The 24,271-nt window shown below is 63.6% G+C and carries 28 protein-coding genes; 19 read left to right on the plus strand and 9 right to left on the minus strand.

The genetic code is table 11. From position 1 onward, the window contains the following. The first annotated feature begins 65 nt into the window (after positions 1–65). On the plus strand, positions 66–470 hold the full coding sequence (gene cueR / locus GQ651_RS08250) for a Cu(I)-responsive transcriptional regulator (RefSeq protein WP_160763692.1): 405 nt from the start codon (positions 66–68) through the stop codon (positions 468–470). Positions 471–561: 91 nt separating this feature from the next. Here cueR and GQ651_RS08255 read toward each other — a convergent pair whose 3' ends face one another. Next, a complete protein-coding gene (locus GQ651_RS08255; protein ID WP_160763693.1) occupies positions 562–1,086 on the minus strand; it encodes a c-type cytochrome in 525 nt (174 codons plus the stop codon). A 221-nt stretch (positions 1,087–1,307) separates the two neighbouring features. Between GQ651_RS08255 and GQ651_RS08260 the strand changes: the two genes are divergently transcribed. Further along, positions 1,308–1,580, plus strand: a complete 273-nt coding sequence (locus GQ651_RS08260) for a DUF6455 family protein (protein ID WP_160763694.1) — start codon at positions 1,308–1,310, stop codon at positions 1,578–1,580. 114 nt (positions 1,581–1,694) lie between these two features. Here GQ651_RS08260 and GQ651_RS08265 read toward each other — a convergent pair whose 3' ends face one another. After that, entirely contained in the window at positions 1,695–1,898 is a 204-nt protein-coding gene (locus GQ651_RS08265; RefSeq protein WP_160763695.1) for a YgaP-like transmembrane domain, read from the minus strand. 384 nt (positions 1,899–2,282) lie between these two features. Between GQ651_RS08265 and GQ651_RS08270 the strand changes: the two genes are divergently transcribed. Continuing rightward, a complete protein-coding gene (locus GQ651_RS08270) occupies positions 2,283–2,489 on the plus strand; it encodes a cold-shock protein (protein ID WP_160763696.1) in 207 nt (68 codons plus the stop codon). 185 nt (positions 2,490–2,674) lie between these two features. Here GQ651_RS08270 and GQ651_RS08275 read toward each other — a convergent pair whose 3' ends face one another. Further along, a complete protein-coding gene (locus tag GQ651_RS08275) occupies positions 2,675–3,310 on the minus strand; it encodes a LysE family translocator (RefSeq protein ID WP_227257998.1) in 636 nt (211 codons plus the stop codon). Continuing rightward, a complete protein-coding gene (locus tag GQ651_RS08280) occupies positions 3,310–3,714 on the minus strand; it encodes a hypothetical protein (RefSeq protein WP_160763697.1) in 405 nt (134 codons plus the stop codon). The genes GQ651_RS08275 and GQ651_RS08280 overlap by 1 nt, the downstream gene beginning before the upstream one ends. Positions 3,715–3,801: 87 nt before the next feature. On the opposite strand from GQ651_RS08280, the gene GQ651_RS08285 reads away from it, so the two are divergent. Continuing rightward, the gene (locus GQ651_RS08285; RefSeq protein WP_160763698.1) at positions 3,802–4,398 is read left to right on the plus strand and encodes a TetR/AcrR family transcriptional regulator; all 597 of its coding nucleotides are present in this window, start codon (positions 3,802–3,804) and stop codon (positions 4,396–4,398) included. Positions 4,399–4,432: 34 nt separating this feature from the next. Then, positions 4,433–4,732, plus strand: a complete 300-nt coding sequence (locus tag GQ651_RS08290) for a chorismate mutase (protein ID WP_160763699.1) — start codon at positions 4,433–4,435, stop codon at positions 4,730–4,732. Positions 4,733–4,743: 11 nt separating this feature from the next. Here the strand turns inward: GQ651_RS08290 and pdxR are convergent, their stop codons facing one another. Beyond that, positions 4,744–6,198, minus strand: coding sequence for a MocR-like pyridoxine biosynthesis transcription factor PdxR (pdxR, locus tag GQ651_RS08295; RefSeq protein ID WP_160763700.1), 1,455 nt, complete (start codon positions 6,196–6,198; stop codon positions 4,744–4,746). A gap of 55 nt (positions 6,199–6,253) precedes the next feature. Between pdxR and GQ651_RS08300 the strand changes: the two genes are divergently transcribed. Both GQ651_RS08300 and GQ651_RS08305 read left to right on the plus strand, forming a co-directional pair. After that, on the plus strand, positions 6,254–6,907 hold the full coding sequence (locus GQ651_RS08300) for a pyridoxamine 5'-phosphate oxidase family protein (protein WP_160763701.1): 654 nt from the start codon (positions 6,254–6,256) through the stop codon (positions 6,905–6,907). 24 nt (positions 6,908–6,931) lie between these two features. Further along, positions 6,932–7,681: a pyridoxine 5'-phosphate synthase gene (locus GQ651_RS08305; protein ID WP_160763702.1), complete on the plus strand. Its 750-nt coding sequence runs from the start codon at positions 6,932–6,934 to the stop codon at positions 7,679–7,681. 12 nt (positions 7,682–7,693) lie between these two features. On the opposite strand, the gene GQ651_RS08310 is transcribed toward GQ651_RS08305, so the two are convergent. Further along, entirely contained in the window at positions 7,694–7,996 is a 303-nt protein-coding gene (locus tag GQ651_RS08310; protein ID WP_160763703.1) for a helix-turn-helix domain-containing protein, read from the minus strand. Positions 7,997–8,053: 57 nt separating this feature from the next. After that, the gene (locus GQ651_RS08315) at positions 8,054–8,686 is read right to left on the minus strand and encodes a hypothetical protein (protein WP_160763704.1); all 633 of its coding nucleotides are present in this window, start codon (positions 8,684–8,686) and stop codon (positions 8,054–8,056) included. Between the two features lie 425 nt (positions 8,687–9,111). Between GQ651_RS08315 and GQ651_RS08320 the strand changes: the two genes are divergently transcribed. Then, positions 9,112–9,834 carry an alpha/beta hydrolase family protein gene (locus tag GQ651_RS08320; RefSeq protein WP_160763705.1) on the plus strand — a complete coding sequence of 241 codons (723 nt, stop codon included), beginning with the start codon at positions 9,112–9,114 and terminating at the stop codon, positions 9,832–9,834. Between the two features lie 97 nt (positions 9,835–9,931). Here GQ651_RS08320 and GQ651_RS08325 read toward each other — a convergent pair whose 3' ends face one another. After that, entirely contained in the window at positions 9,932–11,797 is a 1,866-nt protein-coding gene (locus GQ651_RS08325; RefSeq protein ID WP_160763706.1) for a sigma 54-interacting transcriptional regulator, read from the minus strand. A 203-nt stretch (positions 11,798–12,000) separates the two neighbouring features. Between GQ651_RS08325 and GQ651_RS08330 the strand changes: the two genes are divergently transcribed. The 6 genes from GQ651_RS08330 to GQ651_RS08355 all read left to right on the plus strand — a co-directional run bounded on the left by GQ651_RS08330 (position 12,001) and on the right by GQ651_RS08355 (position 17,796). After that, positions 12,001–13,389 (plus strand): CmpA/NrtA family ABC transporter substrate-binding protein, encoded by a 1,389-nt coding sequence (locus GQ651_RS08330; RefSeq protein WP_160763707.1) that lies wholly within the window; start codon positions 12,001–12,003, stop codon positions 13,387–13,389. Between the two features lie 3 nt (positions 13,390–13,392). Then, the gene (gene ntrB / locus GQ651_RS08335) at positions 13,393–14,229 is read left to right on the plus strand and encodes a nitrate ABC transporter permease (RefSeq protein ID WP_227257999.1); all 837 of its coding nucleotides are present in this window, start codon (positions 13,393–13,395) and stop codon (positions 14,227–14,229) included. Between the two features lie 11 nt (positions 14,230–14,240). After that, on the plus strand, positions 14,241–15,152 hold the full coding sequence (locus GQ651_RS08340) for an ABC transporter ATP-binding protein (RefSeq protein WP_160763708.1): 912 nt from the start codon (positions 14,241–14,243) through the stop codon (positions 15,150–15,152). Between the two features lie 12 nt (positions 15,153–15,164). After that, entirely contained in the window at positions 15,165–15,644 is a 480-nt protein-coding gene (locus GQ651_RS08345) for a nuclear transport factor 2 family protein (protein ID WP_160763709.1), read from the plus strand. 38 nt (positions 15,645–15,682) lie between these two features. Beyond that, positions 15,683–16,153 carry a cyanase gene (gene cynS, locus GQ651_RS08350; protein ID WP_227258000.1) on the plus strand — a complete coding sequence of 157 codons (471 nt, stop codon included), beginning with the start codon at positions 15,683–15,685 and terminating at the stop codon, positions 16,151–16,153. A gap of 140 nt (positions 16,154–16,293) precedes the next feature. Continuing rightward, on the plus strand, positions 16,294–17,796 hold the full coding sequence (locus GQ651_RS08355) for a malonate--CoA ligase (protein ID WP_160763710.1): 1,503 nt from the start codon (positions 16,294–16,296) through the stop codon (positions 17,794–17,796). Here GQ651_RS08355 and GQ651_RS08360 read toward each other — a convergent pair. Continuing rightward, the gene (locus GQ651_RS08360) at positions 17,784–18,713 is read right to left on the minus strand and encodes a LysR substrate-binding domain-containing protein (protein WP_227258001.1); all 930 of its coding nucleotides are present in this window, start codon (positions 18,711–18,713) and stop codon (positions 17,784–17,786) included. The two genes, GQ651_RS08355 and GQ651_RS08360, sit on opposite strands and share 13 nt — an antisense overlap. Positions 18,714–18,829: 116 nt before the next feature. On the opposite strand from GQ651_RS08360, the gene GQ651_RS08365 reads away from it, so the two are divergent. The 5 genes from GQ651_RS08365 (at position 18,830) to GQ651_RS08385 (ending at position 24,263) form a co-directional block, all read left to right on the plus strand. Further along, on the plus strand, positions 18,830–19,873 hold the full coding sequence (locus tag GQ651_RS08365) for a D-cysteate sulfo-lyase (RefSeq protein WP_227258002.1): 1,044 nt from the start codon (positions 18,830–18,832) through the stop codon (positions 19,871–19,873). A 41-nt stretch (positions 19,874–19,914) separates the two neighbouring features. Then, on the plus strand, positions 19,915–20,880 hold the full coding sequence (locus tag GQ651_RS08370; RefSeq protein WP_160763712.1) for an ABC transporter substrate-binding protein: 966 nt from the start codon (positions 19,915–19,917) through the stop codon (positions 20,878–20,880). Positions 20,881–20,950: 70 nt separating this feature from the next. Continuing rightward, entirely contained in the window at positions 20,951–22,006 is a 1,056-nt protein-coding gene (locus tag GQ651_RS08375) for a quaternary amine ABC transporter ATP-binding protein (protein ID WP_160763713.1), read from the plus strand. After that, a complete protein-coding gene (locus GQ651_RS08380) occupies positions 22,003–23,544 on the plus strand; it encodes an ABC transporter permease subunit (protein WP_160763714.1) in 1,542 nt (513 codons plus the stop codon). The genes GQ651_RS08375 and GQ651_RS08380 overlap by 4 nt, the downstream gene beginning before the upstream one ends. After that, positions 23,541–24,263 carry an alpha/beta fold hydrolase gene (locus GQ651_RS08385; protein ID WP_160763715.1) on the plus strand — a complete coding sequence of 241 codons (723 nt, stop codon included), beginning with the start codon at positions 23,541–23,543 and terminating at the stop codon, positions 24,261–24,263. The genes GQ651_RS08380 and GQ651_RS08385 overlap by 4 nt, the downstream gene beginning before the upstream one ends. Positions 24,264–24,271: the final 8 nt, after the last annotated feature.

Below are 24,271 nucleotides of genomic sequence, written 5' to 3' on the forward strand. Positions count from 1 at the left end.
CTTTTCTTGACCTTCCAGTCGCTGGAAGGCTTAAACCGGAAATGTCCGCAAAAAGGAGGTGACCAATGAATATCGGAGATGTTGCATCTGCCACCGGACTTCCGGCCAAAACGATCCGCTATTACGAGGACATAGATCTTGTAAGACCCGCCCGCAGCGAGAACGGTTACCGCCATTTCAGCGACAGGGATCTTCACAAGCTCGCCTTTCTGGGCAGGGCGCGTTCGCTGGGTTTTACAATCGAGGAATGCAGGACCTTGATGTCACTCTACGATGATCGCGGCAGGGCGAGTGCCGACGTCAAAGAGATTGCCGAAGAACACCTTGGGCGCGTCGAAAGGAAGATCGCCGAACTGCAGAGCCTTCAATCGACACTGAAACTTCTGGTGACGAGTTGCCATGGCAACGATCGTCCGGAATGCCCGATCCTCGATGACCTCGCAGGAGCGGGGATCAAAGCTGTCGTTTGAGCGAGCGACCTTGACGGTCTCGGAGATCGCCGGAAATGCGTCATGCCCTGATCCGCGCGCCCGTCAACTTGCCGCTCCAAGGCATTTGCTGTCACTCGCTCTTCCGGAATTCCGCGTGACATGCATTACAGGTCGCAGCAACGTGCCACGCTGCAAACACCGACCCCGACTGACGCATCATGCCGCCACCCTGCATCATGGACGGCCCCATTTCGGCATCTTCCCAGCTCTTGGGAAGGCGTCCTCGGGGAGGCTCAGAGGCCTGTACCGCCAGCTCCGCGCCCCAACGTTCAAGCATGAGCGCATAATGCTCGAAATTTTCGAAATCGGACCAAATCTCGTCTTTCGCCTCACTGGGCGGTTCATTTGAACCTGCCGGGAAAAGCGCAACCATGTGCTGCCCGGCACCTTCGCTGATCTCCAGACCGGCGCGCCGCACAACTTCTGCATCATAGGTCAACTCGCCATGAACCATGGCGAAGACACGTTCGATCAATTCCTCATAGCGCTCCATCCGTTCCATGCGGTTTTTGACCACGCCGGTCGCTTTCTCATGAGCGATCGCAACTGACGAAAGGCCAATGGCCGCCGTCACAAACAGAATCCAGAATTTCATTTTGGCGACCCCATTCCAGGCGAAAGCCTCGGTTGACAGGTTTGTTGCATTCGGCGGACGCGCTTTGTGCTTTGGGACCGAGAATTCTTCTCGGCAGAAAGGGACGCAGCTTTCCACACCGGAACAATCCTTCGCACAGCCGCACCTCTCCTTCCTTGACAAAGGTCAATACGGCCTCTCGGCGCGCACCGTAAAAGTCATTGAAAAAATGGGAGGGCAGAATGGCGGAAGACAATTACCTCCGATGGGGTGCGATCTTTGACGAGCGGATGAATATCCGGCGTCAGGTCATGGACGCGTTGGGGATAGATCTGCCCAAGAGCATAGACGAAGAGACGCGCGAAGCGATCAGGCGGAGCATTATCAACTGCCTTGGCTGCAAGCATACGAGGTCTTGCATCGGCTGGCTGACACTAGCCGACGCGACCGGCGGTCCGCCCGATTTCTGTCCGAACAAGGAAGTCCTTGAAATGCTCAAGTCAAAGAGCGGGTGAAAGGGAAAAACCTGTCACGTCGTGGGGTTCGAGACCGCTTGGCGCGTCCTCGACAGATTGCCAAGTCGCCGAAGAGCATGTCCGAAAGATCAGACAATGATTTGGCGGATCTGCTTAGCCAAAGCCTGCCTTGGTTTCCAAACCCATCTTCTTCAGCGTCATCACCACCGGACAAACGCCCGTAAATGACGCTTGAATCAAGTGTGCGCCAAGAATTCCGGTCAGCCAAAGCCAGTTCACGCTGTGAAAGGCTGCCAGCAGCACGCTTCCAACTACGAGCACACCGACTATCAAAAGGATTCCACGTTCTACTGTCATAACGTACTCCCCCTTCAGATCATTCCTTATCATAACCCAAAACCGGCCATTTGTGTAGGTCTTCTGGTGGCAGGCACGAAAGCGGGTGGATGGACAGGCGGTGACTGCCGGGTAGGTACATGTCTCGGCTGTAGAGGCTGTTGAGGTGGACGGCTGACCTGCGCGGATGAGGTCATCCACGTCTGGGGTCGCGGATCGCCATTTCGGGACACGTCCCAGAATTTCTTTGCATTCGGAGTGCAATGCTGTCATGCGGACAGTCGCAGACGTTATTCTTTTTCGACCTACTGTCTCCCTTCAACCGGCTTCAGTCTATCGATCCAGACCGACCAAGCCGGGATGCCGCACTTCCGCGGGCATCGAATTGAATAGGAGACCACGGATATGGCCAATGGCACCGTGAAATGGTTTAACGCCACAAAAGGCTTCGGCTTCATCGAACCTGAAACCGGCGGCAAGGATGTGTTCGTGCACATCAGTGCAGTCGAGCGTTCGGGCCTCACCGGCCTCGCCGACAACCAGAAAGTTACGTTTGATGTGGAAGCCGGCCGTGATGGCCGCGAAAGCGCATCGAACCTTCAGCTCGCCTGATCGAGCCAGGTAACTAAATCACGGGCGGTTTTGGAGTGATCCGGCACCGCCCGTGTCCATTTTAAGGTATTGCGCGCGGTCTTTCTCGGACGTCATCGACAGGCACGCAAACAGGCGAATTGGCCGTTCCGTCTTCTTCGCAACCGACAAAGGTCACGGTTCTACGAAGTGGCCCCAAGCAAATCCTAGCGCGTGTCTTGGCCGAGCATGGCCAGAGACCCGCCGAGTGCAATCAGCAAACCGCCGCAGCCCTTGTCCAACCACGCGCCGCCCGCCGTGGTAAGGTAGTGCGCCGCCTTGCGGCCAAGTCCGGCGTAAAGTGCCATCGCCGCGATATCGACAGAAACGAAGATCACGGCCAGTGTGGCGTATTGCGCGAAAAGCGGTGTCGAAGGGTCGAGAAATTGCGGAAGGAACGCCGTGAAAAACAGGTAACCCTTGGGATTGGTCACAGCGACGAGGAAGCTCTTTCGGAAAAGCGCGCTTCGCTGGTGCAGGGCCGTGCTCCCCGCCCCCTGGGCGGACGGCGTTGTGACAGGTGCGCCGCCCCGGAGCATCCGGCACCCGATCCAGACTAGATAGACCACACCGATCCACTTCACCACAGAGAACCAGAAGGCCGAAGCCGCCAGAACCGCGCCCAGTCCGACCGCCGCGGCGGTGATCAGAACGATGTCGGACAGCGCCGCGCCCGCGATGCCAATGCCCGCGGCACCGACCCCGAACCGCGAACCGTTGGCGAGGGCCAGCAGGACGGTCGGACCGGGCGTGAGCACGACGGCAAGGGCAACGCCGGCAAAGGCCAGAAGCGACACCTCCATCAGCCGGCCTGCGTGTACGAGGCCATGGGTGACCCGGCGGCCTTATCGTCTGCCGGGCGGAAAATCGACACGAAGACGGCCAGCGCCGCCCCCTGCCCCAGAATGACGGCGGGCCATATCAGCCCGATCTGAGCGTCGAAGTATTTCTGCGGCCCGAAGGATACGAGCGCCAGCACCGCGGCGACCCCGGAGAGGGTCTTTCCCGCCCGCCCTGAAAGCGGCCCGGTGATCATCGCGGCCAGCGCGACGGACACCGAGGCCCCGATGAAGGGCGCGATGCCGAAGAGCGGCGTGGCGACGGGCGGGTGCGGCGGAATTCCTGCGTAGAGCGCCGAGAGCATGACAATCTGAAGCACGATCAGAATCGCAAGTGCGGCAAGGGGCAAGCGTTGAGAATAAAGCATCTGCAATCTCCAAAAGCGTAATTTTGGTTACGGTTGCGCATATCCGTAATATACGTTACGGATGCTGTCAACAGATGAGGGCAGACGATGCGCGAGGAAAACCGGTCACTCCGCCAGGAACAGATCGAGGCCGCGGCCTACGAACTTCTGGAAACCAAGGGATATGCCGGCACGTCCATGCAGGGGATCGCCCGCAAGGCGCGGGCGTCGAACGAGACGCTGTATAACTGGTATGGCGATAAACAGGGGCTGTTCCGGGCGCTGGTGACCCGAAACGCGGCCGAAGTGAAAGGCCATCTCGAATCCGAACTGGAAACCGACACTGACGCGCTATCCATTCTGGAAAGCCTCGGGCCGAAACTTCTCGACCTGCTGACCGGAGACCGGGCCGTGGCACTGAACCGGGCTGCGGCAGCCGACAGCACCGGAGAACTCGGCGCGACGTTGTCCGCGTCAGGACGCGAGGCAGTGTTTCCCCTGCTGGAGGCCGTATTGCTCCGCGCCCGGTCCTCAGGCGCGCTTCGCTTCGACGACAGCGCCCAGGCGGTGGGTCTATATCTCGACCTTCTGATCGGCGACCTGCAAATCCGCCGTGTGATCGGCCGCCAGCCGCGCCCGGACGCGGCCGCCCGCGCGGCGCGGGCTGCTCGGGCCGTGCGTTACCTGAAAGCCCTCCTCGTATGATCCCGGTCCCCACGACATGCGAAAGGCCGCCGGCATGACCGCTCTTATCCCGCCCGAAGACTGCGCCACGATGGCGACGCTGCGCCAGCAGATCGACGCGATCGACCGCGACCTGATCGCGCTTCTCTCGCTGCGGACCCGCTATATCGACCGCGCCGTCGCCCTGAAACGGATCGAAGGTTTACCCGCCCGGACCACGGACCGCGTGGCTGAAGTTCTGGACAAGGTTGCGGCAACGGCAGGCGACCATGGGCTCGACCCCGATCTGGTGCGCGGCATCTGGTCCGACCTGATCGAATGGTCCATCGCACGCGAGGCCCGGCACCTCGATTGAGCGCGCGGAATTCACCCCCGGCGCGCCGGAGCAAGCGCCGTGATCGCCCGCCCAAGCAACCGCACGCCCTCGGCCAGTGTGGCTTCGTCGAAATGGGCAAAGCCCAGCAACACGCCCTTCATGGCGGGTCCGGTTTCGAAATAGGGTGAAAGAGGTTGCAGGGTCAGACCCACCCTGTCAGCGGCCGCGACGACGTCCCCCTCGGGCACAGCGTCCAGTCGGGGGCCGAAGCCGCAGACGACGTTCAGCCCCGAAGGCTCGGGGCGCGGCACAAGCCAGCCGTCCAGATACGTTTGCAACCCCTCCGTCAGCACCGCCCGGCGTCTGGCATAGATGCGGCGCATCCGGCGGAGATGCGTTGCGAAGGTGCCGTCCTGCAGGAAGCTGGCCAGCGCAGGTTGAGGGACAAGCGACGCCATGGACCCGACCGGCCCGATGGCCGCGCTCAGCCCATCGATATGCCGTTCCGGGACGACCAGGTAGCCAAGCCGCAAGGACGGCGAGAGCAGCTTCGAGAAACTACCGACATAGATGGTGCGCTCTCCGCCATCGAGACTCGTCATGGCCGGAAGCGGCTGGCCGCTGAAGCGGAACTCACTGTCGTAATCGTCCTCGATCACCAGCGTATTGTTCTGTTTGGCCCATTCAAGCAACTCGAGACGGCGGGGCAGAGGCAGGGCCATGCCGAGCGGATATTGCCGGGACGGGGTAACCACCACACCCGCGACATCCGGCTCGATCCGGGCCGGGTCGAACCCGTCTTCGTCGACCGGAGAGAGGATGCAGCGCAGCCCCGCCATCTCCAGACTTCTCCGGGCGGGCGGAAAGCACGGGTCCTCAAACTGGATCGTCGCGCCTGCGGGGAACAGCCGCGCGATCAGTTCGAACGCTTCGCGCGCGCCTGACGTGATCGCGATCTGCCCTGCCCCGCAGGTGATGCCGCGCCATGCTCCCAGATGCGCGGCAATCGCCTGCCGCAGCGGCCCCCAGCCAAAAGGATCGGGTGCCTTGAGCAAGTCGGGATGCGGCCGCCGCCAGGCAGACGCAAGGTAATTGGCCCACTGAGCGTAAGGAAAGGAGGCAAGGTCGGGCAGGTTGTGCTGGAACGGGCGAATGGTCTCCGGCCGGGCGACCCCGGTCTCGATCCGTTCGGGCATCAGCGGCGAGGCAAGGTGGGGGATATGCTCGGCCACGAATGTCCCTGCCCCACGGCGCGCCACCAGATAACCCTCGGCCACGAGTTGTTCGAGCGCCGCCTGCGTTGTGGCCCGCGACACGGACAATTCCTGCGCAAACTGCCGGCTTGCCGGCAGCCGCATTCCCGGCGGCGCGGTTCCGTCGAGCACCAGCGCCCGAAGCCGTGCCGCAAGCTGCACATGCAGCGGCTCGGGGGCGGCGCGGTCCAACCCAATCGCGAACAGCGCGGCCTGAAAATTGGACTGGGAGAAATTTTGGGAATTGGACATTTCGACATGACCAATAGCGCCCTACCACGAGGTCGGACAAGACCCGAGGCTCCGAATGACCAAAATCCTGGAAAAGACCGACCGCACGCGCCTGCGCCGCCTGCACGAGCGTGGCGCCTTCGATCGCGACACGATCGAAGCGATCCTCGACGCGCAGCCCATGTGTTCGGTGGGCTATGTGATCGACGGAAAACCCTATGTCACGCCGACCTTCCAGTGGCGCGAGGGCGACCATGTCTACTGGCACGGCTCATCCGCCAGCCGCGCCATCCGCCAGAGCCGGGGACAGGAGGTGTGCCTGACCGTGTCGATCCTGGACGGGTTCGTCATGGCGCGATCGGGCCTGCACCATTCGGCGAATACGCGGTCCGTGATGCTTTTCGGTCGGGCCGAACCCGTGCCGGACGACCAGAAAGAGGCGCGGCTCGATGCGTTCATCGACGGGCTCTGGCCGGGCCGCTCGGCCATGCTGCGTCCGACCAACGCCCAAGAATTGAAGGCTACCACGATCCTGTCGATGGAGATCACCGAAGGCAGCGCCAAGGTGCGGACGGGCGGGCCGATCGACGACGAAGAGGATTACGCCCTGCCGATCTGGGCTGGCGTCCTGCCGGTGACCCGCGGCGTCGGCGTGCCCGCCCCCGATCCACGCAATCTTCCGGGCGTCGAGGCTCCGGACCATATCACCGGTTTCCGGTGGCCCGACTGAACCTTGCGGAGACGGGGACGCCCGATGCCGACAAAACTGTCCGTGAACCTCAACGCGGTCGCCTTTCTCCGGAACAGGCGGACCGTCCCATGGCCCGATCTCGCCACCGTGGCGCGCGCCGTGCTCGATGCCGGTGCGCACGGGATCACGGTGCACCCCCGCCCCGACGAACGGCATATCCGGTTCGCGGATGTGGCGGTCCTGTCCGAGCTGATGGCGGCCGAGTACCCCGAGGCAGAGTTCAACATCGAAGGCTATCCCTCGCGGCAGTTCCTTGACCTCGTGGCGTCCAGCGCCGCGCATCAGGTGACGCTTGTGCCGGATGACCCGGAACAGTCCACGTCGGATCACGGATGGGATTTTGCCGCGCATGGAGAGATGCTTCGCGGCGTCACCGAGGAGTTGCGGCAGGGCGGGCGGCGGGTGTCCCTTTTCCTGGACGCCGCACCCGACGCACCCGCCGCGGCAGTCCGGGCGGGCGCCGACCGGATCGAACTTTTCACCGGTCCCTACGGTGCCGCTCTCGCCCCTGATGACGCGCAGCGGGAAATCGACCGCCTTGTCGCTGCGGCCGATGCGGCGCGGAGCGTAGGCGGCGAGAGGCCGTTCGGCATGAATGCCGGCCACGACCTGACTGCCGAGAACCTGCCCGCCCTATGCGCGGCGATACCGGACCTTGCCGAGGTCTCGATCGGTCACGGTCTGACGGCGGATGCGCTGCTTCTGGGCTTCCCCGCCGCCGTCAGGCGGTACCTGCAGGTTCTCGGCCACTGACCTCCCTGCCCGTCAGGCGCCTCGCCGGGCCTCGTGAAGCCAGTCGCTGGGACTTGCCCCCGTGACCCGCAAAAATTCGCGGTTGAAGTTCGACTTGGTGTTGAAGCCCGCCGACAGCATCGCCTCGGTCACCGTTTCACCGGCGAGCAAGAGCGCCTGTGCGTGCGCGATGCGCGCGGCTTTGACATAGCGCGACACGTTCTCGCCGGTGGCGCGGTTGATTGTGACCGACAGCGCCTTCGCCGGCACGCGCACCTGCCGCGCAAGCCGTTCGAGCGCCAGGTTCGGGTCGAGGTAGGGCCGCTCCCGCTCCATATGGGCCGTGACCCGCGCCCAGATATCAGCGTCGGGCGCGAGACTTGGGGCGTCCTGCTAGGCGGCAGCTTCGGGGCTGCCCCGCAAATGAGGCGACAGACCGAAGACTCCGATCAGGAACAGATTGCCCACGGAAAACACGGTGACGATCCATGGCTGCAATTCGCCCCGCCCCGCGATCTGCGCGCCGAGGATCAACGCGTCGCTCAGCGCCGACAGGATCAGCGCGGCGCCGATCACCAGCCAGATCCGGGCCGGGATATTGCCGTTCGCCAAAAGCGCCCGGGGCTGGGCATCCGCGCCTCTGGCCGCACGCACGAGGACCGCCGCGCCATAACCGACGAATACCGTGGGCAGCAACAGATCGAGAGACGCCGGAGCAACCAAAAGCGCCGCGAGCACCGTCAGAGGCACGAGACCGTGCAACAGGTCCCGACGACCGAGACCGCGGACGGCGGTGGCCTGATAGGCAAGCCAGGCGAGCGGCGGGATCAGCGAGGCGGTGACCGGCTGCACAAGGCGCATCCCCGGCACCCCATAATGCTGGGCCAGAGCGATGATCAGCGATTGCAGCGCACAGACGCCCAACAGGAGCCCAAGCGTGGAGGCGCGCGCATGTTCCCGCCAGACCCTGAGGCAGGCAAATGCAAGCACAAGGGCGACGAAAACGGGGATGGGTAGAGAGGGCATAGGCAATGTCACAACGGTCTGAAGCCCGGTCCGGATAGACCTAAAACCGGGTCGTGACGACCTGAAACCGGAAAAAGGACGCGGGACAAACGCCTTGAGTGCCAGAGCAAGCGCATCGCCAAGTTACAGGAGACCCGACATGCACCGCTTCCCGCTCGCCCTTGCCCTGACCGTCGTCGCCACGGCAGCTCCGGCCTACGAGGCCGGCCTGCAATCCGTGGAATTCCCCATGCCGCACCACGACGCCCCTGCCCGCGTGGCCATCTGGTACCCCGGTACCGGCGGCACGCCCACGCCCTACGCGGCGAGCCCCATCTTTCAGAGCGTCGGCGCCTCTCTGGATGCCGAACCTGCGCCCGGAATGCATCCTGTCGTGATGTTCAGCCATGGCATGGGCGGCACCGACCGTGCGCAGGCCTGGCTGGGTGCAGGCCTTGCGCGGCGGGGGGGCGATGGTCGTCATGGTCAATCATCCGAATTCCACCTGGGGCGATTTCGACATGTCGAGAGGGGTCCGGCACTGGACCCGCGCGCAGGATATCACTGTAGCGCTGGACAACCTGCTGGAAGACCCGAGTTTCGGCCCCCTCGTCGATCCGTCGCGGATCATGGCAGCGGGTTTTTCCTACGGCGGCTGGACCGCCCTGTCTCTGGGCGGGATGACGGGCAACCTTGCCGGGCTGGTCGACGCCTGCACCGTCCATCGCGACAGGATGGAGGCTTGTGAAATGCTTCTTTCGGACGGGGTCGGGCTTCAGCAGCAGGACCCGCAGGCTTGGAATACAGACTATTCAGACGCTCGCATCACCAGCGTGGTGGCCATTGATCCCGGCTTTGTCTGGGGGCTTGAAGCGGGCAACACCGCCAGTCTGTTGCCCGACGCGGTACTGATCAGCCTCGGCGACGAGACGCGGATGATGGCGACGGATTTCGACGAAAGCGGCCTGACTGGCCTCTTGCCCGATACGCGCGCCGTTCGGCTGGCCCCGGCTTTCCACTTCACGGCAATGCCCCTTTGCACCGAGACGGGCCCGGACATTCTGGCCGAAGAGAAAGACGATCCCGTCTGCACCGATCCCGACGGCACTGACCGGAAAGCAGTCCATGACGAGATCGTCGGGATCATCGCCGGGATGCTGGGGCTCTAACGCGGCAACACCGGACGCAGAGGACAACTGGGCGGCGCGCTCTCTCCTCCGGGACCGGACCGATCCGGTCCCGGCAGGGGCCGCGCAGGCAATGCCCCTAGCGCCACTCCTCCTCGCCGATGCCGAAGGACTTGATCCGCGAATAGAGCGTTGTCGGGCGAATTTGCAGAAGCGCGGCTGCCCCGTTGGGCCCCGACACCTTGCCCCCTGCCTCGCGAAGTGCGGCGACGATATTGCTGCGGACCATCTCCTGCATCCGCGCCTCGGTCTGGAAACCGCCGTGCCGGACGGCTTCGGCTGGCGCGGCGGCAAGCTCGACGATCAGCTTTGCATCCTGCGAGACGATGGCGGCGCGCTCGATCACGTTGTGCAACTCGCGCACATTGCCGGGCCAGTCATAGGCCTGCAGCTGCTGGACCACCCGCTCGGTGATAACGGGCACGGGGCGGTTGAACCGGCGGCAGGCGATCTTCAGAAGATGCGCCGCCAAGAGCGGGATGTCCTCGGGCCGGTCCCGGAGAGGCGGACAGGTGATGGGAAACACGCTGAGAAACAGAAACAGGTCTTCGCGGATGCGCCCCGACCGTCGCGCCGCATCGCCCGGCGCGGCGCTGGCAGCGATAACCCGGATATCCAGCGGCTTTTCCCGCTGATCGCCAAGCCGGGTCACGGTGCGGGTCTGAAGCGCATGCAAGAGCCGCCCCTGTATCTCGAGCGGCATCTCGTCCAGATCGTCGATAAACAGCGTGCCCCCATGGGCCAGCTCCAGCTTGCCTGGCCGGTCGCGCAGCGCGCCCCCAGCCCCGCCACGCACGCCGAAGAGCTCGACCTCGACATCCTCGGGCGCGACCGAGCTGCATTTGAAATGGATGAGCGGGCGCCGCGCCCGGCCGCTGGTCTTGTGGATCTCGGTCGCAATGAGGGATTTGCCCGTCCCCGTCTCGCCTGTGATGAAGACGGTGGCGTCGGTCTTGGCCACAAGATCGATCCGCGCGACGATCTGCCGGATCAGGGGCGAGTTGCCGATGATGTCGTGATGCGCGCGCTCGGTCGAGATCGCTTCCTGCAGATAGGCGTTCTCCTGTTCCAACCTGTCGCGCAGCCCGGCGACCTCGTCCAGCGCCTCGCGCAGGCGGCGCTCGTTCTCCTTGCGCTCGGTGATGTCGCGGAAGATCACGACCGCCCCAACGAGTAGCTTCTGGTCGTAGATCGGGGTCGAAACATATTCGACCATGATTGGCTTGCCGTCCTTCCGCCAGAATACCTCATCCTCGATCCGATTGACCTGCTCGAAGCGGAACGAGCGATAGATCGGGCATTCCTGCGACGGGTAGTGCTCACCGTTCAGGTGATGGTGGTGGATCATCGAGTGGATGTCCTTGCCCAAGAGGTCCTCGGCGGTCCAGCCAAGCATCTCCTGCGCGGCGCGGTTCAGGAATGTGGTCTTGCCTTCGGCATTGACGCCATAGATGCCCTCGCCCGCCGCGTTCAGGATCAACTGGTTCTGTCGTTCGAGTTCCGCGAAAAAGCCCTCGGTCCGCTTCCAGTCGACAAGACCGGCGCGGAAGGTCTCGGCCAGTTCGGTTGTCTCGGTCCTCTGGTCGAAGGCCCTCAGATCGGTCAGCATCACCATGATCAGCCCGCCGGGGCCATCGCCCGGACCGCCAAAGGGCTGCGCCCTCAGTTCGCATTTCAGCGCTCGGCCGTCCTCGGTCCGAAGCGCCACGTCGCGGGTCCAGCCATGGGCGCGGTGATGCACTTCCTCCAGAAAGACGACGAAGCGCGGAAGGGACCCTCCAAGAAAGCGCGAGAACCGCCCCGGGGCAGCGTCATCCCGGCCGGTCAAAAGCCTTGCGGCGTGGCTGTTCCAGCAAACGATGCGGTCGGTATCGGGATCGAGAACAAGCGCCGCCTCGGGCAGCGCGTTCAAAAGAGAATCGGTTTCTGAGAGATCGAGCGCCATGAAGACGATATTAACCAACGCGCAGAATCCGAAAAGACGACATTTCGTAATTTACGATATTTCATAAATTTTGGCCTGTCGATTTTTCATCAAGTCACTGTTAATAATATATTTTATTTGATGACTAAATAATAGGCATCGACTTCATGCTCCGGCCGCACGCTGGCATTGTCTGGCCAACCACCATGCGAAAGGGGAGCACGATGACGACGAAAAGCCTTGGAAATCCGTTCTCGGACAAGACTGACCTGCGCCACGGCGCCGATTGCGGTTGTGACGGATGTCTGGCGGGCCACGGCCACGACGCGGGCCATGCCGAACCGTCCATGATGTCCAGCGAAGAAATGCTCGAGCGCGCCGTCGAAAGCGCGGTCGTCCGCTCGGTCTTCGGCCATAACGATATCGGCCGGCGGTCTTTCATGGGTATGCTGGGCGGCGGCACCGTGGCCGCGGCGCTGGCCTCGGTCTTCCCGCTGGACAAGGCGAAAGCCGCGATCCTCGACAATCTGGGCGACCCGGAGAAAACCGACCTGAACATCGGCTTCGTGCCGATCACCTGCGCCACGCCGATCATCATGGCACAGCCCATGGGCTTTTACGAGCGCTACGGCCTGAATGCGCAGGTCATCAAGACCGCCGGCTGGGCCGTTGCCCGCGACAAGTCTCTGTCCGGCGAATACGACGCCAGCCACATGCTGACACCCATGCCGCTGGCCATGACGCTCGGCGCAGGTTCGGTCGCGACGCCCTACATCATGCCCGCCGTCGAGAATATAAACGGCCAAGCCATCGTTCTGTCGAACGAGCACATGGACAAGCGCGATCCGGCGCAGTGGAAGGGCTTCACCTTCGGCGTGCCGTTCGAATACTCGATGCACAACTTCCTTCTGCGCTACTACGTGGCCGAATTCGGTCTGGACCCGGATGTCGACATCCAGATCCGCGTCGTGCCGCCGCCGGAGATGGTCGCGAACCTGCGCGCGGGCAACCTCGACGGCTATCTCTCGCCCGACCCGTTCAACCAGCGCGCGGTCTGGGAAGGCATCGGCTTCATTCACACGCTGACCAAGGACATCTGGGAGGGTCACCCCTGCTGCGCCTTCGCCGCGCCCCTGTCCTTCGCCGAAGAGCTGCCGAACACCTATGGCGCGCTTCTGAAGTCGATCATCGACGCCACGCAATACGCGTCGAACCCGGCCAACCGGAAGGAAATCTCCGAGGCGATCGCGCCCACCAACTACCTGAACCAGCCGGTTCCGGTGATCGAGCAGGTCCTGACCGGCACCTATGCCGACGGTCTGGGCGAGGTGAAGCAGGTCCCCGACCGGATCGACTTCGACCCCTTCCCCTGGCACTCGATGGGTGTCTGGATCCTGACCCAGATGAAGCGGTGGGGCTATATAGAGGGCGACGTCGACTACAAGGGCGTGGCCGAGCAGGTCTACCTTGCCGCCGACGCCAAGAAGGTGATGGAAGACCTCGGCTACGAGGCGCCCGACGTCACCTACAAGTCGCACACCATCATGGGCAAGACCTTCGATCCGGCGGATCCCGAAGGCTATGTCAAAAGCTTCGCCATCGGGAAGGGCTGATCCATGTTGGACAACCTTTCCGTCAATCAGCGCGCGGCGCTCTTGTCGGTGGTGATGCTGGTCGTCGGTCTCCTGTTCTGGGAGACCGCGATCCCCGCCCAGAAGGCGGCAGCCGAACTCACCGAATACGAGCGTCTGACCGGCGGCGGCGCGCCCAAGGCGGGCGTCCCGCCTCCGAGCCAGGTCATCGCCAAGGCTTGGGAGCAACTGTCGAACCCGTTCTACGACGCCGGCCCCAACGACAAGGGCATCGGCATCCAGATCGGCTACTCGATCTACCGCGTTCTGACGGGTTACATCCTTGCCGCGATGGTCGCCATTCCCCTGGGTTTCCTAATCGGGATGAGTCAGGTGGCCTACAAGGCGTTCAACCCGTTCATTCAGGTCCTGCGCCCGATCTCGCCGCTGGCTTGGATGCCTCTTGCGCTCTTTGTCATTCAGGACAGCGAGGCCAGCGCCATATTCGTGATCTTCATCTGTTCGATCTGGCCCATGCTGCTGAACACCGCCTTCGGCGTGGCCGGAGTACGAGAAGACTGGGTCAACGTGGCACGGACCCATGAGCTTGGCAGCTTCAGAACCGCCTTCACGGTGATCCTGCCCGCAGCGGCACCCACCATCATCACGGGTATGCGCATCTCGATCGGGATCGCGTGGCTGGTGATCGTGGCGGCCGAGATGCTCGTGGGCGGTACCGGCATCGGTTACTACGTCTGGAACGAGTGGAACAACCTCGACCTGACCTCGGTGATCTTCTCGATCCTGATGATCGGCGTGGTCGGCATGTTGCTCGACGCCGCCTTCGGGGTCCTGCAGCGCGCCGTCGCCTACGCGGAATAAGGAGCAGTTCCATGGCAAAATCCTTTCTCAGCATCGAACGCCTGACGCAGCAATTCCCCGACGGTCAGGGGGGCACCCTGACCGTCTTCGAAAACGCCAGCTTCGGCATCGAAAAGGGCGAATTCGTCTGCATTCTCGGCCATTCCGGCTGCGGCAAGTCGACGATCATGAACATCCTCGCCGGGCTGGCCGAGCCCACGTCCGGCGTGGTCAAGATGGACGGCTTCGAGGTCTCAGGACCCTCGCTCGACCGGGGCGTGGTGTTCCAGAACTACTCGCTGCTTCCCTGGCTTTCGGCGCTCAAGAACGTGACCTTCGGGGTGCGCGCGCGCTATCCCGACTGGTCCAAGTCCAAGGTGGAAGACCACGCGCGGGAATACCTTGCGATGGTCGGCCTGGACGGTGACGTGGTGCACCGCAAGCCCTCTCAGCTTTCGGGCGGTATGCGCCAGCGGGTGTCCATCGCACGCGCCTTCGCGAACCATCCGAAGCTCTTGCTGTTGGACGAGCCGTTCGGCGCGCTCGACGCGCTGACGCGCGGAACGATCCAGGACGAGCTTCTGAAGATCTGGAGCGGGACCGAGCAGACGGTGTTCATGATCACCCATGATATCGACGAGGCGATCCTTCTGGCCGACCGCATCCTGCTCATGACCAACGGCCCCTTCGCCCGGGTGGCGGAATCGGTCGAAATCACGATCCCGCGCCCCCGGAACCGTACCGAGATCATCGAGCATCCGAATTACTACGCGATCCGGAACCATCTCGTGCAGTTTCTCGGCACCCGCTCGAAAGAGCTGGCCGGCAAGAAATCGGACGAGGCCGACAACCGCCCCGAAACGGTGCGCATCGACAAGACCGCGACCGCTCCGGCGGAAGCCGATCCCGAGCCGGCTGCGCGGCTGCGCGCCGTGAACGACTGACGGACCGGGACCATGACCATCGACCCCGGGCAGCGCCCGCCGCTGCCTCCCTTCACCTACGAGACGGCCGTGCATAAAGTGCGCATGGCCGAGGACGCGTGGAACACCCGCGACCCCGTCCGCGTAGCGGCGGCCTATACGCCCGACACGCGCTGGCGGAACCGTTCGGAATTCCTGAACGGGCGGGAAGAGGTCGAGGCTTTCCTGACGCGGAAATGGTCGAAGGAGAACGGCTATCGCCTGATCAAGGAGATCTGGGCCTTTGCCGAGACCCGTATCGCCGTGCGCTTCTGCTACGAATGGCACGACGAAGGCGGTCAATGGTACCGCACCCATGGCAACGAGAACTGGGAGTTCTCGGACACCGGCCACATGGCCGTCCGCCACGCCTCGATCAACGACGTGCCGATCGCCGAGGGCGCACGCCTATTTCGCTGGCCGCAGGGACCGCGGCCGTCCGACCACCCCGGGCTGAGCGAGCTCGGGCTCTGAACACCTGAACGAAACTTGAGAACCGGAGGAGAGACCCCATGAAAGATACATACGAGGTGACCGGCATGATGACCAAGGAAGACGTGACCATGATGATCCTCTCGGCCAAGAAACAGGCCGGGATGACCTGGGAAGGCATTGCCGAGAAAATCGACATGTCGCCGGTCTGGACCCATTCGGCCTGCATGGGCATGAACGGCTGGCCCAAGGACAAGGCCGAGGCGCTGGTCGCCCTTATGGGCCTGCCGCAGGAGGCCGTGAGCGTCCTTGAAGAGCCTCCCACAAAGGTCTGGGAACAGTCGGTTCCGACCGATCCCTGCATCTACCGCCTTTACGAGATCGTGGGCGTCTACGGCCCGACCATAAAGGCGCTGATCGAAGAGAAATTCGGCACCGGCATCATGTCGGCAATCGACTTCGACATGCAGATCACAAAGGTGCCGAACCCCAAGGGCGACCGGGTCAAGATCGAGATGTCGGGCAAGTACCTCGCCTATAATTCCTGGTAACTCCCCTGCGGCCCCGCAAGGCCGCACATGATGAGGGGCTGTCCCGCCGGGGCGGCCCCTTTTCTGTCGGGCGATTGCCACGGCGCGGGCTTCGGGGCAGAAACTCCGGGCACGACGCCGACAACATCCGGGGATTGCCCATGGCCGCGAACCATCTCTATGACAGCCTGATACTGCCCCATGCCGGCAAGGACGCCTGTTTTCTCCGGCAGGACGGCAAACCAGACCTGACCTTTCGCGACTTTGCAGAGCTTTCCGCCCGGTTGGCGCATGTCCTCGTCGCCCACGGTGTCGCGCCGGGCGACCGTGTCGTGGTTCAAGCCCCGAAGACCATCCAGATGGTCGCACTCTACATCGCGACGGTTCAGGCGGGCGCGGTCTTCCTGCCGCTCAACACGGCCTATACACAGGACGAGGTCGCCTATTTCGTCGGCGACGCCGAGCCACGCGTCATCGTCTGCGACGAGGCCTCCGAAGGGGAAATCCGACAGATTGCCGGCGACGCGACGGTCCTGACGCTGAACCCGGACAGCAGCGGCACCTTGACCGACGGCCTTGACCGGCACCCGGACACCTTCGACACCGTCGCCCGCGGACCCGGCGACCTTGCCGCGCTCCTTTACACCTCTGGGACGACCGGGCGCTCGAAGGGCGCGATGCTGAGCCATGCGAACCTCGTCTCGAATGCCGAGGCGCTCTGCGATCTGTGGCGGATCACCGAGGCCGACACCCTGATCCACGCGTTGCCGATCTTTCACACCCACGGGCTGTTCGTGGCGCTTAACACGGCCCTGATGGCGGGGGCGCAGGTGCGGTTCCTGCCAGCTTTCGATCTGGACGCGATCTTCGCCGGGATAGACGCGGGCGCGACGCTGCTGATGGGGGTGCCGACCTTCTACACGCGACTGCTGGCAGACCCGCGCCTGACCCGTGAACGCACCGCCAATATGCGGCTTTTCATTTCCGGCAGCGCGCCGCTTCTGGCCGAGACCCACACCGCGTTCACCGAAAGGACGGGGCACCACATCCTCGAACGTTACGGGATGACCGAGACGAACATGAGCACATCCAATCCCTATGACGGCGAGCGGCGGCCCGGCACGGTGGGCAGCCCCCTACCCGGCGTCGAGATGCGTCTGACCGACCCTGAGACCGGTGAGCCTGTCCCGGAAGGTCAGGTCGGCATGATCGAGGTGCGCGGACCGAACGTCTTCGGAGGCTACTGGCGGATGCCGGAAAAGACTGCCGCCGAGCTGCGCGCGGACGGGTTCTTCATCACCGGCGATCTGGGGCAGGTCAGCGCGGACGGTTATCTGACGATTGTCGGGCGCGCGAAGGACCTGATCATCACGGGCGGGCTGAACGTCTACCCGAAAGAGGTCGAAGATGTGCTGAACGACGTGGACGGCGTTGCCGAAAGCGCCGTCTTCGGCGTGCCGGACCCTGACTTCGGAGAGGCCATCGTCGCGGCGATTGTCTTCGAGAAAGGCGCCGAGCCCGATACGGGACCGGTTGAGGCCCACGCGCGGGACAAACTCGCCCGCTTCAAGCAGCCGCGCGTCTACCGGGTGATGGAGGCGCTGCCCCGGAACACCATGGGCAAGGTTCAGAAGAATGTCCTGAGGGACAGCTACGAAGGCTGATCCCGGTCAGGGGACGGCACCAGCGGCACCGACTGCCGCACCTCCAGAAAGGTCCAGATCGAGCGTGTGACCCGGTTCGTGCGCTCGCTATTCCGAAAGAGCCGGATTGTCAGGTCCACGACCCAGCCGGGCTTGCCCGTCCGGACAAGGATCCCGCTGTCGAGATCCGGTTGGACGAGGCTTTGCGGCAGCCAAGCCACCCCGTCCCCTGCCCGCGCGCGAATGCGCAAAGCGCCTGCCATCGAGTTTTCGTAGACGGTCTGAAGCGCGTCCGACAGCCCCTCGGCCCTGAAGAGCGGCTCGAGATGCGCGCCGATCGGAGCCGCGTTTCCGAACCGCAGGAAGGGCATCTTCACCTCGGTCGTGCCGAAGGCGAAGAGCGGCGTGCCGTCGGTATCGGGCTTGCAGACCGGGACCAGCCGGTCGGCCCCGATGACGATTGAATCGAGCGGCCGCTCGGGCGCCTTCGCCTCGCCCACATAGGCGATGACGAAATCCACATCGCCGTTCCTGAGATCCCGGATGCAGGCGGGCAGGTCATCGGCCCGAAGCCGGGACATGATCGGGCCATAGTCCTCTTCCAGGGCCTGAAGCCAGGTCGGATAGAAGCGCCAGCCGATCGAGTGCTGCGCCGCGAAGGTCACCACGTATTTGTCGGGCAGCGACTGAAGCTCGAGGATCTGGCTTCGCTCATGCTCGATCCGGGCCAGCGCCTGAAGCCCGGCCTCGAGCATCTGCTCGCCCGCCTGCGTCAGCCGGACCGGCTGGCGCGACCGGTCGACAAGCGTCGCGCCGACCCAGCCTTCCAGCGCGCGGATACGGCGGCTGAAGGCCGGTTGACTGAGGTTTCCCAGTGCCGCGGCCTGAGAGAAATTGCCGGTCCGGGCCAGGCTTTCGAGGTCGCGGAAGAGCTGCATGTCCATGGATCATCTGCATAATGCGTTTTTTGCATAATGTCATCCATTCATAGCATTGGACCCGTTCGCTGCACTGCCGCATGCTGAATGAAAGGGGACTCCAATCAGGACATAACATGGCTGATCTCGACACGATGCCGCTTGCCAGCGCCACTCTCGATCTGGGGCGCTTCCCCCGGACGCAACTCTGCCACCGCCCGACACCCATCGAATCCATGCCGCGCCTGACCGAGCTTCTGGGCGGACCGCAGCTTTTCGTGAAACGCGACGACTGCACCGGACTGGCGATGGGCGGCAACAAGACGCGGAAGCTAGAATTTCTCGTCGGCGAGGCGATGAAGGAAAAGGCCGACATGCTTGTCACGCAAGGCGCGGTTCAGTCGAACCATGTCCGGCAGACGGCCGCGGCGGCCTGCAAGGTGGGCATGAAGTGCCACGTCCTGCTCGAGCGTCGCGTCCCCGACCGCGACGCCAGCTATGAAGAAACGGGCAACGTCCTTCTGGACCGGCTCTTCGGCGCCACTTATGAATTTCGCCCCTCGGGCCTCGACATGAACGCCGAGGCGCAGGCGGTGTCCGACACACTCGCGGAGCAAGGGCATCGGCCGTATTTTATCCCCGGTGGGGGGTCGAATCCGACCGGTGCCCTTGGCTATGTGGGCTGCGCCGAAGAAATCGCCGAGCACAGCCGCGAGACCGGGCAGACTTTCGACTCGCTCGTGATGGGCACCGGCAGCACCGGCACACAAGCCGGCCTGGTCGCCGGGTTCCACGCGATGGGGTACGCGCTTCCGGTGATGGGCGTCAGCGTCCGCCAGCCGCGCGAACGGCAGATGAACGCGGTCCACGCGCTGACCCAGAAGACGCTCGAAAAGCTGGGCGTGGACGGCATCCCGCTGAGCAAGATTCTCGTCGATGACGGCTATGTCGGCGAAGGCTACGGCATTCCCGCCGAGAGCACTTTGGAGGCAATCCGCCTTCTGGCGCGGCACGAGGGCCTGCTTCTTGACCCCGTGTATTCGGCAAAGGGCATGGCGGGATTGATCGGCATGGTGCGTGCCGGTTTTTTCAAACCAACGGACAAGGTTCTGTTCCTGCACACTGGCGGGGCGTCCGCGCTCTTTGCCTACGAGGATCAGCTTATCGCTTCAATAACCTGAATTGACGCCGAAAAAGGCGCATACCAACAGAGGAGAAGACAATGAAAACCAAACTGAAGGCACTGGCACTGTCCGTTGCGATCGCGCCCGTCGCGGTCACGGCGAACGCCGCCGAAGAGGTCGCCATCGGCGTCCCGTCATGGACCGGCGCGCAGGCCATCGCCCATGTACTGGGCGAGATCGTCACCAGCCGTATCGGCGGTCAGGTGGAATACGTCCCCGGCAACAACGCCACGATCTTCCAGGCCATGGACCAGGGCAAAGGCGACATCGACGTGCATCCGGATGTCTGGCTGCCGAACCAGGAGAGCTTCACCAAGGAGTATGTAGATGGCGCCGGCACCGTCACGCTGTCGTCCAACCCCTATCAGGGCAATCAGGGTTTCTGCGTGTCCAAGGACTTTGGTGAGGCCAACAACATCACCGACATCGCCGACCTCGGCCGTCCCGATGTGGCCGCGCTGATGGACAGCGACGGCAATGGCCGTGGCGAGATGTGGATCGGCGCGCCGGGCTGGGCCTCGGCCAACGTGAACGAGGTCAAGGTGCGTGACTACGGCCTTCTGGATTTTATCGAGCCGATCCGCGCCGAGGAAGCCGTAAAGACCGCCCGCATCAAGGACTCGATCGCCAAGGGCGAAGGCTATGCCTTTTACTGCTACGAGCCGCACGCGGTCTGGTACATGTTCGACGTGATGATGCTGACCGAGCCGACCTATGACCCGGCGAAATACGTGATGGTGCAGCCGTCGGACGACGCCGACTGGTACGAGAAGTCGATGGTCGCCACCAAGGACGACCTGAAGCAGGTACAGATCGCATGGTCGAACTCGCTCGAAGAGCGCTCGCCGGCCATTGCGGAATTCTTCGCCAACTTCTCGCTCTCGGCAGATGACGTCAGCTCGCTCGCCTTCGAGATCAGCGCCAATGGCCGCGATCCGGCGGAGGTTGCCGCCGAGTGGGTCGAGGCGAATTCCGACCGCGTCGACGCAATGCTGGGTCTCTGAGGACCCGAAAGACGAGGCGGCGCGCACCTCCCTGCGCCGCCTCCACCACCCTTGAGCCGGGCGGGACAGAATGACCCAGGACACCGTTATCGAGATCTCGAATGTCTGGAAGATCTTCGGAGGCAAGGCGGAAGCCGCCCTCGAAGCCATCCGCCAGAGGGGTCTGACCAAGGCCGAGGTTCTGGCCGAATTCAATGCCGTCGTCGGCGTCGCGGATGTCAGCCTGTCGGTCAATCGCGGCGAAATCTTCTGTATCATGGGCCTGTCGGGCAGCGGAAAATCCACCCTTGTCAGGCACTTCAACCGGCTTCTTGAACCCACCGCCGGCAAGATCGAAATCGAGGGCACCGACGTCATGGCGCTTGGTCCCTCCGAGCTTCAGAAGTTCCGGAACCGCAAGATCGGCATGGTCTTTCAGAATTTCGCGCTGATGCCTCACCGCTCGGTTCTGGACAACGTGGCGATGCCGCTGGAAATCCGGAAGGTCGCCAAGAACGAGAGGATGCGGCAGGCCGCCGCCATTCTGGACATTGTCGAACTGGGTGCATGGGGCGCGAAGTTCGCCCATGAGCTGTCGGGGGGTATGCAGCAGCGCGTCGGCCTCGCCCGCGCGCTCGCCGCGAACCCGGACGTTCTCTTGATGGACGAACCGTTCTCGGCGCTCGACCCGCTGATCCGGCGGCAGTTGCAGGATGAATTCATCCGACTGTCCACGATCCTGAAAAAGACAACGATCTTCATCACCCACGATCTGGACGAGGCCGTGCGCATCGGAGACCGCATCGCCATCATGCGAGACGGCAAGATGGTACAGATCGGGACGGCGGAAGACATCGTCATGCATCCCGCCGACGACTACGTCGCCGATTTCGTGGCCGGCATCTCGCGCCTGAAGGTGGTTCACGCCCACGCCGTAATGCAGCCCGTCGAGGCCTATTTCGCCGCCAACGGCCCGCTCGGCGCCGACGCGCCGCGCGTGAATGAGGCCGAGACGCTGAGCAACCTGATCAACATCGCCATCGACGACGACAGCGCCATTCTGGTCGAGGATGGTGGCAGGGATGTCGGCGTCATCACCCGTGCCGATCTCTTGCGCACGGTCATTGAGGGGACCGAGGTATCATGAGGGACGACGCCACCAATCCGCTGGAAGATACCGAAAGCGAGGCCGCGCAGGCCTATGCCGAGGAGCGCCGCGAGAACATCCGCGCCTTCGTCCGGACCAGCCCCGACTATTACATCCGAAACTTCGACAAGATCGGCGCCTCCGCCAGTTTCACCCCCACATTCAACATCTTCGCAGGTCTTTTCGGTCCTGTCTGGTTCGGGGCGCGCGGGCTCTGGACATGGGCGCTTCCTTTTCTGATCGTCGAGGCGCTGGCGCTGGTACAGATCGCGCGCGGCCTCTTCGGAGACCTCGCCGCCGACGCCATGGCGCGTATCGCGTCCATTGAGGGCACTCTGGAGCTACGCCGTCAGCAACTGGCCGCCGCAGTCGAAAGCGGGTCCGATCGGGTCGACGCCTTCCGGCGCGCGGTCGAGGGGCTGGAAGCCAATATCGGCGGCATCCGCGACGAGGCCGAGGCGCTGGCCGCCGAAGGACCGACCATCGCGCTGACGGGCCTTCTCCTCCTGATCGCCGCCAAGCTGGTGCAGGCGGTCGTCGCCAACACCGCTCTGGAAGCACGCTTTTCCGACTGGTTGAGCGACCGGAGCGTCCGCTCGGGTATGCCTGTCCCGCAGATCGTCTTCAGCGCGGTTTTCATGGCTCTGATGGTGGCCGCCGCAATGCTGCACTACAGCTTCCCGGGCCGCTTCCCGCTTCTGGCGGATTTCCCCACCGACCCCGATATCCGACTGGTCAGCATTGACGGGGTCGAAGCCTTCTTCAACTGGGCGGTGCTGAACGGCGAGGCGCTCTTCGACGCGATCACCTATTTCATCCGGCTGGTCCTGGATGCTCTGGAAATCGTCTTCGTCAGCACTCCGTGGATCGTGATCGCGAGCCTGATCATCCTCCTCACCTGGCTGACGGCGGGCGTGCGCATGGCCATCTATTCGGGCGCATTCCTGTCCTACATGGGCCTCCTAGGCTTCTGGGAAAAGGCGATGACCACGCTGGCGCTACTCGGCACCGCAGCCTGTCTGTCGATCCTGATCGGCATCCCCTTGGGCATGTTCGCCGCGCGCCGGCCCCGGTTCTATGCCGCGATTCAGCCCATCATGGACTTCATGCAGACCATGCCGGCCTTCGTCTTCATGATCCCCGTGATCGCCTTTTTCGGCACCGGCAAACCGGCAGCGGTCGTCACCACGATGATCTTCGGCGGCACGCCGGTCGTGCGCCTGACGGTGCTTGGCCTGCGCGGTGTGCCGGAAAGCGTGCGCGAAGCCGCGATCAGTTTCGGCGCGAACAAGTGGTACCTTCTGACCAAGGTGGACCTGCCGCTCGCCGCGCCTTCGATCCGGGCGGGCATCAACCAGACCATCATGCTGTCGCTCGCCATGGTCGTCGTTGCCTCGCTGATCGGGGCAAAGGGGCTGGGCGAGGACGTGCTGGAAGCGCTGCAATACGCCAATGTCGGACAGGGTATCCTTGCGGGCTTCTCGATCCTGTTCTGCGCCATGATCCTTGACCGGATCGTGCAGGGCGGGCGGCGGTGACACCCCTCGTCATTGTCCATGGGTTCATGGGCGGCAGCGATCAGTGGGCGCTTCAGGCGCCCCTTGGCGCGGCGCGAGACATCGTTACGGTCGACCTGCCCGGCTTTGGCCGGAACGCGCATCTGGACCCCATCGACAGCATCCGCGGCTTTGCCTCCTGGGTGCTTGACGAGTTGAGCCGCCGGGGCGTCGACCGGTTCGACCTCTTGGGCCATTCCATGGGAGGCATGATCGTACAGCAAATGACGGCCGATGCGCCCGACCGGGTGCAAAAGCTGATCCTCTACGGCACCGGCCCGGTCGGAAACCTGCCGGGGCGGTTCGAGCCGATCGAAACCTCGATGGACCGCGCGCGAGCGGATGGGCCCGAAGCCACGGCCAGCCGCATATCCGCCACGTGGTTCCTGAAGACCGAGGCGGCGGAGCACTACGCCGCCTGCGCCGAGATCGCCCGGAAAAGCACCTTGCCCGCAATCCTTGCCGGACTCGCCGCTATGCGCGACTGGAGCGGTGAGGCCGCGCTGCGGACCATCGCCTCGAAAACACTCGTTCTCTGGGGCGACCGGGACCGGACCTATCAATGGCCGCAGGTCGAGCGCCTCTGGCGCGAGATCCCGGACACGCGGCTGGCCGTCGTGCCGGACGCCGCCCATGCGGTCCACATGGAGCGTCCCGCGCTTTTCAACGCGCTGGTGGACGGGTTTCTGTCAGGGGATTGACCGCCGGG

The organism is Kangsaoukella pontilimi (assembly GCF_009830125.1).
GTDB lineage: Bacteria > Pseudomonadota > Alphaproteobacteria > Rhodobacterales > Rhodobacteraceae > Kangsaoukella > Kangsaoukella pontilimi.